The organism is Streptomyces sp. NPDC012769 (genome assembly GCF_042901205.1).
Lineage (GTDB): Bacteria > Actinomycetota > Actinomycetes > Streptomycetales > Streptomycetaceae > Streptomyces.
Map to the genome: position 1 here is coordinate 1,331,200 of NZ_JBIBCP010000002.1, position 17,838 is coordinate 1,349,037.

17 protein-coding genes are annotated in these 17,838 nt (G+C 72.6%); 10 read left to right on the forward strand and 7 right to left on the reverse strand.

Annotated features, from left to right (window positions below; translation table 11 throughout):
- Positions 1-47: 47 nt before the first annotated feature.
- The 5 genes from ACFY7C_RS15105 to ACFY7C_RS15125 form a co-directional block, all read right to left on the reverse strand.
- On the reverse strand, positions 48-1,853 hold the full coding sequence (locus ACFY7C_RS15105; protein ID WP_389649281.1) for a glycoside hydrolase family 15 protein: 1,806 nt from the start codon (positions 1,851-1,853) through the stop codon (positions 48-50).
- A 64-nt stretch (positions 1,854-1,917) separates the two neighbouring features.
- Positions 1,918-2,721, reverse strand: a complete 804-nt coding sequence (locus ACFY7C_RS15110; protein ID WP_389649284.1) for an SURF1 family protein — start codon at positions 2,719-2,721, stop codon at positions 1,918-1,920.
- Positions 2,722-2,802: 81 nt separating this feature from the next.
- Positions 2,803-3,036, reverse strand: coding sequence for a hypothetical protein (locus tag ACFY7C_RS15115; RefSeq protein ID WP_078489738.1), 234 nt, complete (start codon positions 3,034-3,036; stop codon positions 2,803-2,805).
- Positions 3,037-3,089: 53 nt separating this feature from the next.
- The gene (locus ACFY7C_RS15120; protein WP_389649287.1) at positions 3,090-4,064 is read right to left on the reverse strand and encodes a DEDDh family exonuclease; all 975 of its coding nucleotides are present in this window, start codon (positions 4,062-4,064) and stop codon (positions 3,090-3,092) included.
- On the reverse strand, positions 4,061-4,783 hold the full coding sequence (locus tag ACFY7C_RS15125) for a TetR/AcrR family transcriptional regulator (protein WP_389649290.1): 723 nt from the start codon (positions 4,781-4,783) through the stop codon (positions 4,061-4,063). The genes ACFY7C_RS15120 and ACFY7C_RS15125 overlap by 4 nt, the downstream gene beginning before the upstream one ends.
- Before the next feature lie 103 nt (positions 4,784-4,886).
- On the opposite strand from ACFY7C_RS15125, the gene ACFY7C_RS15130 reads away from it, so the two are divergent.
- The 8 genes from ACFY7C_RS15130 (at position 4,887) to ACFY7C_RS15165 (ending at position 12,593) form a co-directional block, all read left to right on the forward strand.
- Complete coding sequence (locus tag ACFY7C_RS15130) at positions 4,887-5,687, forward strand: acetoacetate decarboxylase family protein (RefSeq protein WP_389649293.1); 801 nt, start codon at positions 4,887-4,889, stop codon at positions 5,685-5,687.
- Positions 5,687-6,571: an SDR family NAD(P)-dependent oxidoreductase gene (locus ACFY7C_RS15135; protein ID WP_389649296.1), complete on the forward strand. Its 885-nt coding sequence runs from the start codon at positions 5,687-5,689 to the stop codon at positions 6,569-6,571. Before ACFY7C_RS15130 ends, ACFY7C_RS15135 begins: the two co-directional genes overlap by 1 nt.
- A gap of 11 nt (positions 6,572-6,582) precedes the next feature.
- Positions 6,583-7,863, forward strand: coding sequence for an amidohydrolase family protein (locus ACFY7C_RS15140; protein WP_389649299.1), 1,281 nt, complete (start codon positions 6,583-6,585; stop codon positions 7,861-7,863).
- Entirely contained in the window at positions 7,863-9,086 is a 1,224-nt protein-coding gene (locus ACFY7C_RS15145) for an amidohydrolase family protein (protein WP_389649302.1), read from the forward strand. Before ACFY7C_RS15140 ends, ACFY7C_RS15145 begins: the two co-directional genes overlap by 1 nt.
- A gap of 24 nt (positions 9,087-9,110) precedes the next feature.
- Entirely contained in the window at positions 9,111-9,824 is a 714-nt protein-coding gene (locus ACFY7C_RS15150) for a VIT family protein (RefSeq protein WP_389649305.1), read from the forward strand.
- Between the two features lie 112 nt (positions 9,825-9,936).
- Positions 9,937-10,824, forward strand: a complete 888-nt coding sequence (locus ACFY7C_RS15155) for a sterol desaturase family protein (RefSeq protein WP_389649308.1) — start codon at positions 9,937-9,939, stop codon at positions 10,822-10,824.
- The gene (locus tag ACFY7C_RS15160) at positions 10,821-11,528 is read left to right on the forward strand and encodes a lysoplasmalogenase (RefSeq protein ID WP_389649311.1); all 708 of its coding nucleotides are present in this window, start codon (positions 10,821-10,823) and stop codon (positions 11,526-11,528) included. The genes ACFY7C_RS15155 and ACFY7C_RS15160 overlap by 4 nt, the downstream gene beginning before the upstream one ends.
- A gap of 21 nt (positions 11,529-11,549) precedes the next feature.
- Positions 11,550-12,593 (forward strand): zinc-dependent alcohol dehydrogenase family protein, encoded by a 1,044-nt coding sequence (locus ACFY7C_RS15165; protein WP_389649313.1) that lies wholly within the window; start codon positions 11,550-11,552, stop codon positions 12,591-12,593.
- On the opposite strand, the gene ACFY7C_RS15170 is transcribed toward ACFY7C_RS15165, so the two are convergent.
- Both ACFY7C_RS15170 and ACFY7C_RS15175 read right to left on the reverse strand, forming a co-directional pair.
- Positions 12,583-13,884 (reverse strand): CoA transferase, encoded by a 1,302-nt coding sequence (locus tag ACFY7C_RS15170; protein WP_389649316.1) that lies wholly within the window; start codon positions 13,882-13,884, stop codon positions 12,583-12,585. The two genes, ACFY7C_RS15165 and ACFY7C_RS15170, sit on opposite strands and share 11 nt — an antisense overlap.
- Before the next feature lie 115 nt (positions 13,885-13,999).
- The gene (locus ACFY7C_RS15175) at positions 14,000-15,538 is read right to left on the reverse strand and encodes a S8 family serine peptidase (protein ID WP_389649319.1); all 1,539 of its coding nucleotides are present in this window, start codon (positions 15,536-15,538) and stop codon (positions 14,000-14,002) included.
- 271 nt (positions 15,539-15,809) lie between these two features.
- Between ACFY7C_RS15175 and ACFY7C_RS15180 the strand changes: the two genes are divergently transcribed.
- Both ACFY7C_RS15180 and ACFY7C_RS15185 read left to right on the forward strand, forming a co-directional pair.
- Positions 15,810-16,205: a DUF485 domain-containing protein gene (locus tag ACFY7C_RS15180; protein WP_389649322.1), complete on the forward strand. Its 396-nt coding sequence runs from the start codon at positions 15,810-15,812 to the stop codon at positions 16,203-16,205.
- The gene (locus ACFY7C_RS15185) at positions 16,202-17,827 is read left to right on the forward strand and encodes a cation acetate symporter (RefSeq protein WP_389649324.1); all 1,626 of its coding nucleotides are present in this window, start codon (positions 16,202-16,204) and stop codon (positions 17,825-17,827) included. Before ACFY7C_RS15180 ends, ACFY7C_RS15185 begins: the two co-directional genes overlap by 4 nt.
- Positions 17,828-17,838 lie beyond the last annotated feature (11 nt).

The following is a 17,838-nucleotide window of genomic DNA, read 5'->3' on the forward strand; positions in this document are numbered from 1 at the left end:
ATCCGCCGACCCGGCCGCTCCGGCCGGACGGCCGCGGGGCCCCGCTCTCAGCTTCCGAGGGCGGGGCCCTCGCCGTCCTCCGCCGCGGCGTCCAGCGCGAGGGCGGTGCCCACCAGCCCGATGTGACTGAAGGCCTGCGGGAAGTTCCCCAGCTGCCGGCCCGTCACCGGGTCGTACTCCTCCGCGAGCAGCCCCAGGTCGCTGCACAGCCCCACGAGCCGCTCGAACAGCTCGCGCGCCTCCTTCGCCCGGCCGGTCATCAGCAGCGCGTCCGCCAGCCAGAACGAGCACACCAGGAAGGTGCCCTCCTCGCCCGGCAGGCCGTCGACCGAGGGGCCCGCCGTCGAGTAGCGGCGCACGAAGCCGCCGTCCATCAGCTCCCTCCGCACCGCGTCGACCGTGCCCAGCACCCGCGGGTCGTCCGGCGGCAGGAACCCGATCCGGGGGATCAGCAGCGTCGCCGCGTCCAGCTCCATCGAGCCGTACGCCTGCGTGAAGGTGTTGCGCACCGGGTCGTAGCCCTTCGCGCACACCTCCGCGTGGATCTCGTCCCGCATCGCCCGCCAGCGCGACGGGTCCCCCGGCAGCGAGGGATCCTCCTCCAGGGTGCGCACCGCCCGGTCGGCCGCCGCCCACGCCATCACCTTGGAGTGCACGAAGTGCCGCCGCGGCCCGCGCACCTCCCACAGCCCCTCGTCGGGCTCCCGCCAGGTCGACTCCAGGAAGCCGAGCAGGCTCAGCTGGAGGTTCCAGGCGTGCCGCTCCGGCGGGATCCCGGCCTCCCGCGCCCGGTACAGCGAGTCCATCACCTCGCCGTACACATCCAGCTGGAGCTGCTCCACGGCCGCGTTCCCGATCCGCACCGGCGCCGAGTCGGCGTAGCCGCGCAGCCACGGCAGGGTCGTCTCGGGCAGCCGGCGCTCCCCGGCGGGCCCGTACATGATCTGGAGGTCGGCCGGGTCGCCGGCCACCGCGCGCAGCAGCCAGTCACGCCAGGCGGCCGCCTCCTCGACGTATCCCGCGGACAGCAGGGCGCCGAGGGTGAGGGAGGAGTCGCGCAGCCAGCAGGCCCGGTAGTCCCAGTTGCGCACCCCGCCGAGCTCCTCGGGCAGGGAGGTGGTGGGGGCGGCGACGATGCCGCCGGTGGGGCCGTAGATGAGGGCCTTCAGGGTGATCAGGGAGCGCATCACCGCGTCCCGGTAGGGCCCCCGGTAGGTGCAGCGGGCCGCCCATTCACGCCAGTCGGCGAGCGAGTGCTCCAGGGACTCGAACGGGTCGACGAGGGCGGGCCGCGGCTCGTGGGAGGGGTGCCAGGTGAGGACGAAGGCGACCTTTTCGCCGGCGGACACGGTGAACGACGACCAGGTGCCGAACTGCTGGCCCCAGGTCTTCACCGGCGGCTCGCTGCGCAGCCATACGGAGTCGGGCCCGGCGACGGCCACCCGGTGGCCGTCGGCGCGGCGCACCCACGGCACGATCGAGCCGTAGTCGAAGCGCAGTCGCAGCACCGCGTTCATCTCCACGGTCCCGCTGACGCCCTCCACGATCCGCACGACGTCCGGGGCCTTGTCGCGCTGCGGCATGAAGTCGACGACCTTGACCGTGCCCGTACGGGTCTCCCAGAGGGTCTCCAGGACGAGGCTGTCCTCGGCGTAGCGGCGGCTCGTGCAGCTGGTCGCGCCCTTGGGGGCGATCCGCCAGTGGCCGTTGTCCTCGTCGCCGAGGAGGGCGGCGAAGCAGGCGGCGGAATCGAAGCGGGGCAGACACAGCCAGTCGATCGACCCGTCGCGGCCGACGAGAGCGGCGGTCTGGAGATCGCCGATGAGGGCGTAGTCGTCGATACGTTGCGTCACGCTTTGGGCTGTTCCCGCAAGTGGCGACGGTCAATCAGTTCGGGGGGCGGGGGTGACGGACCCCTCAGGCGGAGGCGGTGGCCGGCTCGGGCGTCCCGTCCGCCTCTTCGGCCTCGCGGGCCGCCGCCTCCCGGTCGCGCTTCTCGCGCCGGACCAGGACCACCCAGCCGACCGGCACACCGGCGGTGAACAGCCACCACTGGACGGCGTACGCCATGTGCGCGCCGATCGAGTCGTGGTCGGGGTCCGGGATCAGCTCGGGGGTGCCGCCGGCCGGTGCGGGCGCGGTCTGCTGGAGGTAGCCGCCGAGGACGGTGCGGCCGATCAGCTCGGCCTGCTGGGCGCTGCTGATCAGCATGACCTGACGGTCCGGCAGCCCCTTGAGGTCCTTGATGCCGCTGGCGCCGGTGGTCTCGTCGGCCATGAGCCGTCCGGTGACGGTGACCTCGCCCCGGGGCGCGGGCGGCACCTCGGGGTAGGCGCGCTGGTCGCCGGCCGCCGGGATCCAGCCGCGGTTGACCAGGACGACCTTGCCGTCCTTCAGGACGAGCGGGGTGAGCACGTGCACGCCCACCCGCTCGTCGGCCGACACCCGGCGGCGTACGACGACCTCGTGCGCGGGGTCGAAGGTGCCGGTGGCGGTGACCCGGCGCCAGTAGTCGGCCCGCGGGACGGTGTGCCCGGGGGAGGTGAGCTCCTCGACCGGGACGGGCTTCGCCGCCAGGTTGTCCGCGATCAGGGCGTTCTGGGCGACCCGGCGCTCGTGCCGGTGGAACTGCCAGAAACCCAGCTCGATCATCACGGGGATGAGGACGAGGGCGAGCAGGGTGAGGATCACCCACTGCCGGGACAACAGGAAGCGGTACACCCCACGACCGTACCTCCGGGGTCGCGGGGTGCGCGCACGGGGGTTCCGGTCACCGGGGCGACCGGCCAGAGGATCGTTTCGTCACACCTTGTCGACGATGCCCACCTTCCCCTCCGCGCGGGCGCAGTGCCCGCCGCAGTACCAGCTGCCCTCCACCTCCACGCCCTGTCCGATGATCTGGACCCGGCAGTGCTCGCAGATGGGCGCCATGCGGTGGATGGCGCAGGCGAAGCAGTCGAAGACGTGCACCGCGCCCTGCGCGTGCACCTCGAAGGACATGCCGTAGTCGTTTCCGCAGACCTCACAACGTGCCATGCGCCACAGGGTGCGGCCACCCGCGGGCGAAGGGTGGGCGGCGCGCCCGTCGGTCACCCGTCTGCCGGGGCCACGTCCCGCAGCAGCTGGGTGTAGGCCGCCTCGTCGACGATCGGCGTGCCGTACGACTTCGCCTTGACCGTCTTGGAGGTGGCCGCGTCCGGGTCGTTGGTGACCAGCAGGCTCGTGAGCCGCGACACACTGCTCGCCACGTGCAGCCCGGCTTCGACCGTGCGGTCCTCCAGGAGCTCGCGGTCGACGGAGGTGTCGCCGGAGAACGCCACCCGCATGCCCTGCTTGAGCGGTTTGTCCGACTCGTAACGTCCCGGGTTCGGATACGGGCACGCCGGCCGCTTGCGCGAGGGCCGCCAGCTGTTCGCCCGGTACGAGGCCTGGTGGCCGATCCGCGGCCGCTCCGGCGACGCCGCCCACTCCGTCAGCGGCCGGCACTCGAGCAGCGGCAGCCGCACGTTCCGCTCGGCGGCCGCGTGCAGGCTCGGACGGAACGCCTCGGCCAGCACCCGCGCGTCGTCCAGCGCGTTGTGCGCCCGCTGCTGCACCACGCCGAAGTGCGCGGCCAGCGACTCCAGCTTGTGGTTGGGCAGCGGCAGCGACAGCTCCTTGGACAGCGCGATGGTGCACAGCCGCTGTCGCACGGGCGCGGCGCTCTCGGCCCGCGCGTACTCCCGGGCGATCATCTGCCAGTCGAACATCGCGTTGTGCGCGACCAGCACCCGCCCGTCGAGCCGCGCCGCGAACTCCTCGGCGATCTCGGGGAACAGCGGCGCGCCCTCCAGCACGTCACTGGTGAGCCCGTGGATCCACACCGGCCCCGGATCCCGCTCGGGGTTGACCAGCGTGTACCAGTGGTCCTCCACGTTCCCCTGCGCGTCGAGCCGGTAGACGGCAGCCGACACTATCCGGTCGTCGCGGGCGAGGCCGGTGGTCTCCACGTCGACGACCGCGTACCCCTGCGGGTAGGCGGCCGGCCACGTCGCTGCTGTCGTACGGTCGTCGAGCATGGTCACTGAGAATACGGGCCGCCACCGACATCCCGGTCCACCGGTGTCCCCTCGGCGACCGGAACCGGCCGTCGCGTCGACGGCTCCCGGCCGGCCGCCGGCGCCAGCAGTCCGGCCACCAGGGCCCGTACGGCGGTGGCGAAGAGGGCCTCCGTGTCGACGGGCTCGGCCAGGGCGCGGGCGAGCGCCGGGTCCGCCGTCGTGAGGGCGGGGGCCGTCTCGGCCGCCCACGGCTCCGGCTCGGCGGGGGCCTGGACCGGGGCGCGTTCGCGGTTGCGCTCGACCAGGACGTGGCCGACGACCTGGAACTGGACGGCCCGCACCAGGTCGGCGGCGCGGGTGCCGCGCAGGCCGGCCGCGTGGGCCTCGTGGACCAGGGCGCGCTGGGCGGGCAGGAACATGCGTTCCGTCAGGCCGCGTTCGTGGACCATCGCGACCAGGTGCGGCCGCTCGCGCAGCGCGCGGCGCAGCAGCAGGGCCACCGAGACGATCCGCTCGGCCGGGTCCGCGCCGCGCGGGCGCAGGGTGCCGAGGTCGGCGACCGTCCGCTCGACGAGCGCGTCGAGCAGCGACTCGCGGTTGCCCACGTGCCAGTAGATCGAGGTGACCGCGGTGCCCAGGGCGGCGGCGAGCCGGCGCATGGTGAGGCCGTCCGGGCCGTGCTCCTTGACCAGGGCGGCGGCGGTGGCCAGGACCTCGTCGCGGGTCAATGCGCTGCGTGCCATCCGAATCCGTCCCCCAACTCCCGTGTGTGCACGGCTCTTTACCCTCCCGGGGTGTCGGTGTAACTGTGTTACAGGCCGATACGTTCCCGAGAGGTGGTACGTCATGGCACGAGTACGGTACGGGGCGCGCAGCGAGGCGGAGATCGCAGCGACCCGCGCCCGGAGCGCCGGGATCCCCGACATCTGGTCCACCGGCGTGGTCGCCGTCTGGGAGACCGACCCGGACGTCGTGGCGGCCGTTCTGCCGCCCCCGCTCAAACCCACCGGGCGCCCGCTGGTCCGCGCCACCGTCAGCAGGGTCGACCTGCCGGGCTATCCCCTCGGCGCCGGATCCGTCGCCGTCGCCGCCGCCCACGGCGACCGGGAGGGCTGGTACCCGCTGGTCATGCCGATGACCCACGAACGCGCCCTGACCGGCGGGCGAGAAGTCTTCGGCGAGCCCAAGAAGCTCGGCGAGGTGGTGCTGGAGCGCGACGGCCTGGTCGTGCGCGCCTCGCTCGCCCGGCACGGCATCGCCTTCGTCGAGGTGCGCGGCGCGGTCTCGGGCGCGCTGCCGCTGCCGGAGCCCGCCGAGAAGACCGACTTCTACTTCAAGTTCCTCCCCGCCGTGGACGGTTCAGGCTTCGACGGCGACCCGCTCCTCGTGCACTGCGTGCGCCACGAGAAGGTGCGCAGGCTGGAGCGGATCACCGGGGACGTCGTCCTGCGCGAGTCGATGTACGACCCGGTCGCCGACCTGCCGGTGCGCCGGCTCGTGGAGATCACCATCGGCGAGAAGACCACCGACCAGAAGGGCCGCATCGTCGAACGGGTCAGCCCCCAGGACCTGCTGCCCTATCTCCACCAGCGCTACGACGATCCGCAGCAGGCGCTCGACGCGCCGCCCGAAGGGAGCGTCGGCTGATGGAGCTGCGCGAGGGGCAGGTCGCCGTGGTCACGGGCGCGGCCAGTGGGATCGGCCTCGCCATGGTCCGCCGGTTCGCGGCCGAGGGGCTCACCGTGGTCCTCGGGGACGTCGAGGAGGCCCCGCTGGCCCGGGCCGCCGAGGAGCTGATGGGGAGCGGGGCGCAGATCCTCGCCCGTACCGTCGACGTCAGCGATCCCGACTCCGTACGGGCCTTCGCCGACGCCGCGTACGACACCTTCGGCGCCGTCCACGTGCTGTGCAACAACGCGGGGGTCGGCTCCGGCGCCGAGGGCCGGATGTGGGAGCACGACCCGAACGACTGGAAATGGGCCTTCGCCGTCAACGTGTGGGGCGTCTTCCACGGCATCCAGGCCTTCGTGCCGCGGATGCTCGCGGGCGGCGAGCCCGGGCATGTCGTCAACACCTCCTCCGGCGACGGCGGGATCGCCCCGCTGCCCACCGCCTCGGTCTACGCCGTGACCAAGTCCGCCGTCGTCACCATGACCGAGTCGCTCTACGCGCACCTGAAGGCGGAACGCGCGCGAGTGGGCGCCTCCGTGCTGTTCCCCGGCCCGCACATGCTGCGCACCGGCCTGTGGGAGTCGCACCGCAACCGGCCCGAGCGGTACGCCAAGCAGCGCCCCCGCACGACCCCGTACCGCAGCCTCGACCAGTGGGAGGCCGCCATGAAGGAGGCCGGGCACGAGGTCGCCTTCACGCCGGTCGAGGAGGTCGCCGGACACGTCGTCGACGGGATCAGGGCCGACCGGTTCTGGATGCTTCCCGAGAGCGAGCACAGCGACCGGCAGATCAGGGCCCGCGCGCGGTCGATGCTCGACCGCTCCGACCCGGCGTACCTGGAGAGCTTCATTCTCGACTGAGGGGCTTGGCCATGAGCTACGAGGACCCGTATCTGATCATCTCGTCCGACTGTCACGCCGGGCTTCCCACCGAGGAGTACCGGCCCTATCTCGACTCCCGTTTCCACCGCGCCTTCGACGACTTCCTCGCCGGGCGCGAGGCCCGCCGCGAGGCCATGACGCGGCTCGGGGTGCGCAACGAGGCCTTCGCGGACAAGTGGTTCAGCGACAACGAGGAGGGCCTGCGGGGCGGCTGGGACGCCGCTCAGCGGATCAAGGAGCTCGACGGCGACGGCGTGGCCGGCGAGGTCGTCTTCCCCGACGCGGACGCCGTCGACAGCCGGACCGCCGCGCCCTTCGGCGTCGGCCTCGGGCTCTCCGGCGACCAGGACCCCGAGCTCGGCATGGCGGGCGCGCGGGCGCACAACCGCTGGCTCGCCGACTTCGTCTCCGAGCACCCGGAGCGGCACTGCGGGGTGGCCCTGCTGCCCGTGACCGCCGACACCGCCGAGGTCGTCGCCGAGATCCACCGGGCGAAGGAGTCCGGGCTCGGCGCCCTGATGATCCCGTCGATGTGGGTGGACAAGGAGCCCTACCACGACCGGCGTTACGACCCGGTGTGGGCGGCGGCCGCCGAGACCGGGATGCCGGTGCTCACCCACTCGGGCGCGGCGCCGCGCGAGGAGTACGGCGACCACCTGGGGATCTACGTCTCCGAGGTGACCTGGTGGCCGGCCCGGCCGCTGTGGTTCCTGCTCTGGTCGGGGGTCTTCGAGCGCCATCCGGGGCTGCGGTTCGGTGTCGCCGAGTCTGGCTGCTGGTGGCTGCCGAACCTGCTGTGGTTCATGGACCGGCTCTATCTGGGCGCGCACGGCGGCAAGAAGCTCTCCCCCTTCGCCGAGTTGAAGCGTCCGCCGAGCGAGTACCTGGACCGGCAGGTGTTCGTCTGCGCCACCAACACCAAGCGGCGGGAGCTGGCGCAGCGCTACGAGATCGGGGTGGACAACATCCTGTGGGGATCGGACTTCCCGCACCCGGAGGGCACCTGGCCGGCCACGCGGGCGTGGCTGCGGAACACCTTCCACGACATCCCGGTGGCGGAGACCCGGCGGATGCTGGGCCTGGCCGCGGCCGAGGTCTTCGGATTCGATGTCCACAAGCTGGATCCGATATCCAGGCGGATCGGCCCCACGCCCGCCGAGCTCGGCCAGCCCGCCGACCAGGCCGCCGTCGAGGCGTCCTGGGCCCGCTCCCGCGAGGTCGGCCGCCACTGGCTCACCGACCACGACTTCCCGGCCATCGGAGCGAGCTGATGGACAGGTACACCGTCATCTCCGCCGACTGCCACGCGGGCGCCGACCTCCTCGACTACAAGCCGTACCTGGAGAAGAAGCACCACGACGACTTCGACGCCTGGGCGGCGACCTACGTCAACCCGTACGAGGACCTCCTCGCCGACACCGCCGACCGCAACTGGAACTCGGGGCGCCGGCTGCGCGAACTGGAGGCCGACGGGATCGTCGCCGAGGTCGTCTTCCCCAACACCATCCCGCCGTTCTTCCCCAAGGCCTCCCTGATGGCCCAGCCGCCCACCGCCGCCGAGTACGAGCGGCGCTGGGCCGGCCTCCAGGCGCACAACCGCTGGCTGGCCGACTTCTGCGCGGACGCGCCGGGGCGCAGGGCGGGTGTGGCGCAGATCCTCCTCAACGACGTGGACGCGGCGGTCGCCGAGATCCGGCGCGCCCGCGAGGCCGGACTGACCGGCGGCATCCTGCTGCCCGGGGTGCCGCCCGGCTCGCCCGTCCCGGAGCTGTACTCCGAGGCGTACGACCCGATCTGGGCCGTCTGCGCCGAGCTCGACGTGCCGGTCAACCACCACGGCGGCTCCGCGTCGCCGCCACTCGGTGACGAACCGGCCGCCCGGGCGGTCTTCATGGTGGAGACCACCTGGTTCTCGCACCGGGCCCTGTGGCACCTGGTCTTCGGCGGCGCCTTCCGGCGCCACCCCGGCCTCAAGCTGGTCCTGACCGAGCAGGGCTCGGGCTGGATCCCCGGAGTGCTCGACATGCTGGACTACTACCACGGCCGGCTGGTGTCGGCGGCGACGAGGGCCGCCACCGCCGAGTCCAAGTTCGGCGCCGGGCTCGCCGCGTCCATGGGCAAGGGCCCCAGCGAGGTCTGGCGCGACAACTGCTTCGTCGGCGCGAGCTTCATGCGTCCGCACGAGGTGCCGCTGCGCGAGCGGATCGGCCTCGACAAGATCATGTGGGGCAGCGACTACCCCCACGACGAGGGCACCACGCCCTACTCCCGCGAGGGCCTGCGGATCGCCTACGCGGGGCTGCCGCGGGAGCAGGTCGCCGCCATGGTGGGCGGCAACGCGGCCCGCGTCTACGGCTTCGACCTCGCCCGTCTCGACACCCTGGCCGCCGCCCACGGCCCGGCCGTCGAGGAGATCGCCGAGCCCCTGAAGGAGGTACCCGCGGACGCGACCAGCCCGGCCTTCGCCCCGGGCGGGTCGGTCCGTGTCTGGTGACACACCGGATGCGAACCTCCTGGGGTGACTGAAGCCCCCGCACACGACGAGGCCCACGGCGGTGGCCTGGGCTCCCGGCTCAACTGGCTCCGGGCCGCCGTGCTCGGAGCCAACGACGGAGTCGTCTCCACCGCCGGCCTCGTCGTCGGCGTCGCCGGCGCCACCGGGTCCCGGTCCACCCTGCTCACCGCGGGCCTCGCGGGACTGCTCGCCGGCTCGATGTCCATGGCGGCGGGGGAGTACGTCTCCGTCTCCACCCAGCGCGACTCCGAGAAGGCCGCCCTCGCCGAGGAACGCCGCGAACTGCGCGAGCGGCCCGAGGCCGAACTCGCCGAACTCACCGAGCTCCTCGCCGCCCGCGGCCTCACCGAGGAGGTCGCCCGCGAGGCCGCCGAACAGCTCACCGAACGCGACGCCCTGCGCGCCCACGCGCGCGTGGAGCTGGGCATCGACCCCGACGACCTGACCAACCCCTGGCACGCCGCCGGCGCCAGCTTCCTCGCCTTCACCGCCGGCGCCCTGCTCCCGCTGCTGGCCATCGTCCTGCCCCCGGCCGCCCACCGCCTCTGGATCACCGTCGCCTCCGTCCTCGCCGCCCTCGCCCTCACCGGCTGGTCCTCCGCCCACCTCGGCGCCGCCCCACCCGCCCGGGCCGTCCTGCGCAACATGGCGGGCGGTGCCCTGGCGATGGCGGTGACGTACGGGGCGGGGTCGTTGCTGGGGGCGGCGGGGGTGTGACCCGGGCCCACCGCTTGTCGGAAGGTGCCAAAGCTTGCTGACAAGGCGTCTCGCATACTTGTCGGTAACGACGTCTAGCCGTGCCCCGCCCCTCGCGCCTACCGTCGTCGGCATGCCGAACCTGCCCGATGTCGTGCTCTGGTCCATACCGGCGTTCGTCCTGCTCACCGTCCTGGAGATGGTCAGCTACCGGATCCACCCGGACGAGGACGCCGCCGGGTACGAGGCGAAGGACGCCGCCACCAGCCTCGGGATGGGGCTGGGCAGTCTCGCCTTCGACGCGTTGTGGAAGATCCCGGTCGTCGCGATCTACACGGCCGTCTACGAGCTGACGCCGCTGCGGGTGCCCGTGCTGTGGTGGACGATCCCGCTCATGCTGCTCGCACAGGACTTCTGCTACTACTGGCAGCACCGCGGGCACCACGTCGTCCGGATCCTGTGGGCCTGTCACGTCGTGCACCACAGCAGCCGCAAGTTCAACCTCACCACCGCGCTGCGGCAGCCCTGGACCAGCCTGACCTCGTGGCCGTTCTACCTGCCCATGATCGCGCTCGGGGTGCACCCGGCCGCCGTGGCGTTCTGCTACTCGGTCAACCTCGTCTACCAGTTCTGGATCCACACCGAGCGGGTCGGGAAGCTGCCGCGGCCCTTCGAGTTCGTGCTCAACACGCCCTCGCACCACCGGGTCCACCACGCCTCCCAGGGCGGCTACCTGGACCGTAACTTCGGCGGCATCCTCATCGTCTGGGACCGGATGTTCGGCTCCTTCGTGCCCGAGACCGACAAGCCCGTCTTCGGGCTCACCAAGAACATCGAGACCTACAACCCGCTGCGGGTCGCCACCCACGAGTACGCCGCCATCGCCCGCGACCTGAAGGCCGCGCGCAGCTGGCGCGAGCGCGGCGGCCGGCTGTTCCGCGGACCCGGCTGGCAGCCTGGGCCGGACACCCCCAAGACGGGCGGCACCCAGGGCGGCACCGCGCCGGAGCCCGCCGCGTGAGCCGGCCCGCCGAGGCCTCCCGCGCGTCCGGCTCCCGGCCCGCCCGCGCCGCCTCCGAGGCCTCCCGTGCCTCCCGGTGGCTGCTCGGTGCCTTCCTCCTCGCCGCCGCCGTCGACCTGGTCTCCCTCCTCGCCGGCGCCGAGCTCGGGCACCGGATCGCCAAGCCGCTCCTGATGCCACTGCTCGCCGCCTACGCGACCACCCGCGGCGGCCCCCGGCTGCTCACCGCCGCGCTGCTGTTCGGCTGGGGCGGCGACGTCTTCCTGCTGTTCGACGCCGACTGGGCCTTCCTCGTCGGCATGGGCTCCTTCGCCGCCGGACACGTCTGCTACCTCGCCCTCTTCGGACGGCGGCGCACCTCCCCGGCCCTCGGCGCGCTCTACGCCGTCGCCCTCGCCGGCACCGTGACCGCCCTCTGGCCCGACCTGCCCGCCGACCTGCGCGTCCCCGTCGCCGGCTACTCCCTGCTGCTCACCGCGATGGCCTACCGGGCGAGCTCCCTCGGTGCCCTCGCCGGCGCGGGCGGCGCGCTGTTCCTGCTGTCCGACACCCTCATCGCCACCGACGTGGCCGACTGGCCCCAGCTGCCCGTGCCCGACTTCTGGGTCATGCTGACCTACATCGCGGCACAGTGCCTGCTGACCGAGGGAGCCCTGCGCGCGATGTACGGTGAACGTCGTACAACGCAGGAAAGCACCGTCTGAGCACAGCGAGGAACGCCCGCCATGCGCGCCACCACCATCCACGCCCCCTTCGACATGCGGGTGGAGGACGTGCCCGACCCCGTGGTGCGGGACGCCGCCGACGTCGTCGTCCGCGTGGTCCGCGCCTGCATCTGCGGCAGCGACCTGTGGGCCTACCGCGGCGAGTCCGCCCGCACGCCCGGCCAGCGCATCGGCCACGAGTTCCTCGGGATCGTCGAGGAGGCCGGCGCGGACGTGCGCGGCTTCCGGCCCGGCGACCTGGTCGTCGCCCCGTTCGTCTGGTCCGACGGCAGCTGCGAGTACTGCGCCGAGGGCCTCCAGACCTCCTGCCCCAACGGCGGCTTCTGGGGCTCGGTCGGCTCCGACGGCGGCCAGGGCGAGGCCGTCCGGGTCCCCTTCGCCGACGGCACCCTCGTCAAGCTGCCCGCCGACGCCGCCTCCGACGACCGCCTGCTGACCGCCCTGCTGGCCCTCTCCGACGTCATGGGCACCGGGCACCACGCCGCCCTCGGCGCCGGTGTGCGCGCGGGCGCCACCGTCGCCGTCGTCGGCGACGGCGCCGTCGGCCTGTGCGGGGTCCTCGCCGCCAGGCGGCTCGGCGCCGAGCGGATCATCGCGCTCGGCCGCCACACCGCCCGTACCGACATCGCCCGCGCCTTCGGCGCCACCGACGTCGTCGCCGAGCGCGGCGAGGCCGCCGAGGCCGCCGTGCGCGAGCTCACCGGCGGCCAGGGCGCCCACGCCGTCATCGAGGCCGTCGGCACCGAACAGTCCATGCGCACCGCCGTCGCCATCACCCGCGACGGCGGCTCCATCGGCTACGTCGGCGTCCCGCACGGCAGCGGCACCGGCCTGGACCTCTCCGTCATGTTCGACCGCAACATCGCCCTGCGCGGCGGCGTGGCGCCCGTCCGCGCGTACATCCCCGAACTGCTCCCCGACGTCCTCGACGGCACCATCGACCCCTCCCCGGTCTTCGACCTGACCGTCGACCTCGAAGGCGTCCCCGGCGGCTACCGGGCCATGGACGAGCGCACCGCGCTCAAGGTCCTCGTCAGGCCGTGAGCCAGGCGGGCTCGTCCCCGCCCTGACGGCCCGGCGGGCGCGACCAGTCCGCCGGGCCGCCCTCGTACGCCACCGGCGACCGCGCGTACCGCAGCCGCCCCAGCGGGCCGTCCGCCTCCGCGAGGTACCGCTCCGGCTCGTAGCGGGGCAGGGCGTGCGTCAGCCAGTGCCCCGTCTGCGCCAGCGCCAGGCGTACGAGGCGGGTGCCGCCGTCCCGGCCCTGCTCGGTCAGCGAGCGCAGCACCGCCGCCGCGAGCAGATAGCCGGTGCCGTGGTCCAGGGCCTGCGCCGGCAGCGCCCCCGGCCGCTCCGGGGAGCCCTCGGTCACCGCGATGCCGCTCGCCACCTGCACCAGGCTGTCGAAGCCGCGCCGCCCGCCCCACGGCCCGTAGTCGCCCCAGGCGGAGAGCCGGGCGGTCACCAGACCGGGCCGGTGCAGACCGAAGCGGTTCAGGGCGCCGGGACGGTAGCCGGTCACCAACACGTCCGCCGCGTCGAGGAGTTCGTCGAAGGTCCGCCGGTCCGAAGGACGGTTCAGGTCCAGGGCGGCCGTCCGCTTCCCGACGTCCGTGTCCGCGTGCTGGTCCGGCAGCTCGGGGCTGACCGGCGGATCGATCCGCAGCACGTCCGCGCCGAGCAGCGCGAGCGTCCGGGTGGCGACCGGGCCGGCGATCACCCGGGTGAGGTCGAGCACCCGCAGCGGGCCGCCCGACCGGCGCCGGGGCGCGGCCTCGTCGAGCCGCTCACGGGTCAGCAGCGGCCGCGCCGCCACCTGGCGGCCCTGCTCGTGCGCCGCCCACTCCTCGGGCGTGCGCAGGGCGACGGCCAGGCCCCCGGCCCCGTACACCGCCGTCTCGACCTCGACGGCCTTCCGCCCGCCGATCGCCGCCGCCACCGCGTCCACCGAGTCGGCCGCCCCCAGCGCCCTGAGCAACGCCGCCTTGTGGTGGGGGTAGTTGGCGTGGGTGCGGACCCAGCCGTCGGCGGCGCGCCAGGACCGTGACAGGGGTGCGAAGCTCACCGGCGCCCGCCCGTCCACCCGCAGATGACGCTCGCTCACGAAGGCGGTGGCGACCGCCCCGTCGTCCACCCGCACGGGCCCGGGCGCACCCGCGTGCTCGGCCGCCGCCAGCGAGCAGACCGCGACCGTGGCCCGCGCCAGGTCCATCACCGGCAGCCGCGCCGCGAGCAGCCCCGAGACCCCGCCGTAGGCCACCCGGTCCACGAGGGCGGGATCGCCGCCGAGGGCCGACCACAGCAACTCCGTACCCGTACGCACCGTGTTGTCCATGGCCGCACTATGGCATCGGGTGCCACCCCCCGGACATGCGGAAAGGCCCTGGTGTGGCGCACCACACCAGGGCCTTCCGCGTACGGGCTTCCCGCGTACGGGCCTTCCGGACGCGTTACTTGCGGACGGCGTCCAGCGCGTCCACCAGACCGGCCCCGTAGAAGCCGTTCTTGTTCACGTCGCCCTCGCACACCGCGTCGACGGTGCCGTCGCCGTTGATGTCGTACGGGTTGGTGCAGGCGCGGTCGTCGGCCTGCGCGTAGAGCAGGGCCTTCAGAGCCGCCGGGCTCGCGTGCGGGTGGGTCGACTTGAGCAGCGCGAGGACGCCCGCCGCGTGCGGCGCGGCCATCGACGTGCCGGCCTTGTAGTTGAAGCCGCCGTTGACCGTGGTCGACAGGATGCGGCCGTTGACCGCCGGGGCGTCCGGGGTCTGGTACTCGGTGCGGTCGCCGCCGGGGGCGGCGATGTCGACGACGCCGAGACCGTAGTTGGAGTACGACGCCTTCAGGTCCTTGGCACCGGTCGAGGAGACCGTCACCACGCCCGGAATCATCGCCGGGTAGTCGAGGCAGACCTTCGGGTCGATCACGCGGTCGCCCGGGGTGGTGTCGTTCGGGCTGCTGTTGTCCACGATGGAGTCGGCCGCCAGGTCGAACCGGGAGTTGCCGGCCGCGGCCACGTTGACCGTGCCCTTCTTCTCCGCGTACCGGGTCGCCCGGGTGACCGCCTCGAGGAGGGCCTTCTGGTCCTCGTCGTTCTTGCAGGCGAACATCCACGGGTCGGTGTAGTAGCTGTTGTTCGTGATGTCGATGCCGTTGTCGGCCGCCCACATGAAGCCGCAGACCACGGCCTCGGTGTAGAAGAAGCCGTCCGGCGTGGACACCTTGATGCCGGCGAGCTTCACGCCGGGCGCGACACCGGTGATGCCGGTGCCGTTCTTGGCGGCGCCGATGGTGCCCGCCACGTGGGTGCCGTGGTCGCTCTCGCCCGGGTTGGGACGCCACGAGCCGGCGGTCGTGTCGGCCTTGCCGCTGACGCAGTTGGCGGAGGCTGCGGCGTCGAAGTTCGGCGCCAGGTCCGGGTGGGTGTCGTCCACACCGGTGTCGATGACGCCGACGGTGACCCGCTTGCTGCCGAGGGTCTTCTCGTGCGCCTTGTCGGCCTTGATCGCCGGCAGGTCCCACTGCAGGGGCTCCAGCGCGTCCTGCTCGCCGGTGGCGGCGGCCGCGGCGGCCTTGGCCTCGGCCGGGGTGAGCGCCTGCGTGTCCTCGCCGACGGAGGTGTCGGTCGCGGCGGCCAGCGGAGCCGTACGGGTCGCACCGGCCGACACCACGCCACGAGCCTGGCGGATCGTCTGCGCGAACTCCGGGTTCTGCGAGTGGACGACGATCACGCCGATCCGGTCGTAGGACACGACCACCTCACCGCCGGCGGCGGCTATCGCCTTCTTCACCGACGCGGCCGTCCAGCGGCCGTGGTCGACGTTCACGACGTACGACAGCTTCGGGCCGTTCGTGGCGACGGCGGCCGTCGGGAGGTCGCTCAGTTCCGCGGCGGACGCGGCGCCCGAGGGCAGGAAGCCGAGCGAGGCCGTGAGCGCGAGGCCGGCCGGCAGAGCGAGTACTCTGCCGCGCCTCGATCCCAGATGAGCCATGGGTTCTCCACATCATCCGTATGTACTGCCCAGACGCCGATTGCGCGTGAGCAGGTGCATGACGAGTGAAGCTATCGCCGATCTTCCCCGGTCATCAATGGCATGGGCGGACTTCATGAAGATCCGGGGAAGAAAAAACATCCGGGTGAACCACTTCGCCGCCCGCTCCGTGCCGTTGAGCAGGGGAGGGGCTCCGTCCGGAACCCCGCTTCCCACCTCAGCGAGGCCCCCTTTGTCCATGCCCACCGCACCCGCGTCACGAGGAGAATCCGTGGCTACCGACGCACCTCCGCCGCCCCGAGACGGCACGGAAACCGCCGCCCCCGCACAGCCCACGACGGAGGAGTTCGTCGAGGTGCAGGAGAGCGCCGAGTTCGGCGAACTGCGCCGCACCTACCGCTCCTTCGCCTTCCCCCTGACGATCGCCTTCATCGCCTGGTACCTGCTGTACGTGCTGCTCTCGAACTACGCGGGCGGCTTCATGGGCACCCAGCTCTTCGGCAACGTCAACGTGGCCCTGGTCCTCGGCCTCGGCCAGTTCGCGACCACCTTCCTCATCGCCTGGCTCTACTCGCGGCACGCCGCGGACCGCCTCGACCCCAAGGCCGAGGCCATCAAGGAGCGCATGGAGTCCCGCATGGAGTCCCGCACGGAGGCCGACGCATGAGCGACACCCTTCTCCTCGCCGCCGGCAACGCCACCAGCGAGCACCGCCCGCTGATCATCAGCCTCTTCGCCGCCTTCGTCGTCGCCACCCTCGCCATCACCGTCTGGGCCGGCCGCCAGACCAAGAGCGCCGCCGACTTCTACGCCGGCGGACGGCAGTTCACCGGCTTCCAGAACGGCCTGGCCATCTCCGGCGACTACATGTCCGCCGCGTCCTTCCTCGGCATCGCCGGCGCCATCGCCCTCTTCGGCTACGACGGCTTCCTCTACTCGATCGGCTTCCTCGTCGCCTGGCTGGTCGCCCTCCTCCTGGTCGCCGAACCGCTGCGCAACTCCGGCCGCTTCACCATGGGCGACGTCCTCGCCTACCGGATGCGCCAGCGGCCCGTCCGCACCGCCGCCGGCACCTCCACCATCGTCGTGTCGATCTTCTACCTGCTCGCGCAGATGGCCGGCGCCGGCGTCCTCGTCTCGCTGCTGCTCGGCATCACCAGCGACGGCGGGAAGGTCGCCATCGTCGCCCTCGTCGGCGTCCTGATGATCGTCTACGTGACCATCGGCGGCATGAAGGGCACCACCTGGGTGCAGATGGTCAAGGCCGTCCTGCTCATCGCGGGCACGCTCCTGATCACCTTCCTCATCCTGCTGAAGTTCGACTTCAACCTCTCCCAGCTGCTCGGCGCGGCCGCCACCAACAGCGGCAAGGGCCCGGCCTTCCTGGAGCCCGGCCTCAAGTACGGCGTCAGCGGCACCTCCAAGCTGGACTTCCTGTCGCTCGGGATCGCGCTCGTCCTCGGCACGGCCGGACTGCCGCACATCCTCATCCGCTTCTACACGGTGCCGACCGCCAAGGCCGCGCGTAAGTCCGTCAACTGGGCCATCGGCATCATCGGCGCCTTCTACCTGATGACGATCGTCCTCGGCTTCGGCGCCGCGGCCCTGCTCAAGAACAGCGACATCATCGCCTCCAACAAGGCCGGCAACACCGCGGCCCCGCTCGCCGCCCTGGAGATCGGCGGCGGCGCGGACTCGACGGGCGGCGCCATCCTGCTCGCGGTCATCTCCGCCGTCGCCTTCGCCACCATCCTCGCCGTCGTCGCCGGCCTCACCCTGGCCTCGTCCTCGTCCTTCGCGCACGACATCTACGCCAACGTCATCCGGCGCGGAAAGGCCACCGAGAAGGAGGAGGTGCGGGCCGCCCGCTGGGCCACCGTCCTCATCGGCGTCGTCTCGATCGCCCTCGGCGCCCTCGCCCGCGACCTCAACGTCGCCGGCCTGGTCGCCCTCGCCTTCGCCGTCGCCGCCTCCGCCAACCTCCCGACGATCCTCTACAGCCTCTTCTGGAAGCGGTTCACCACCCAGGGAGCGCTCTGGTCGATCTACGGCGGTCTGGTCTCCGCGGTCGTCCTGGTGCTGTTCTCGCCCGTCGTCTCCGGCAAGCCGACCTCCATGTTCAAGAGCGTCGACTTCTACTGGTTCCCGCTGGAGAACCCCGGCCTGGTCTCCATCCCGCTCGGCTTCCTGCTCGGCTGGCTCGGCTCGGTCCTCTCCAAGGAGGAGCCGGACAAGGGCAAGTACGCGGAACTGGAGGTCAAGTCCCTCACCGGTGTCGGAGCGCACTGAGTCGTATACGT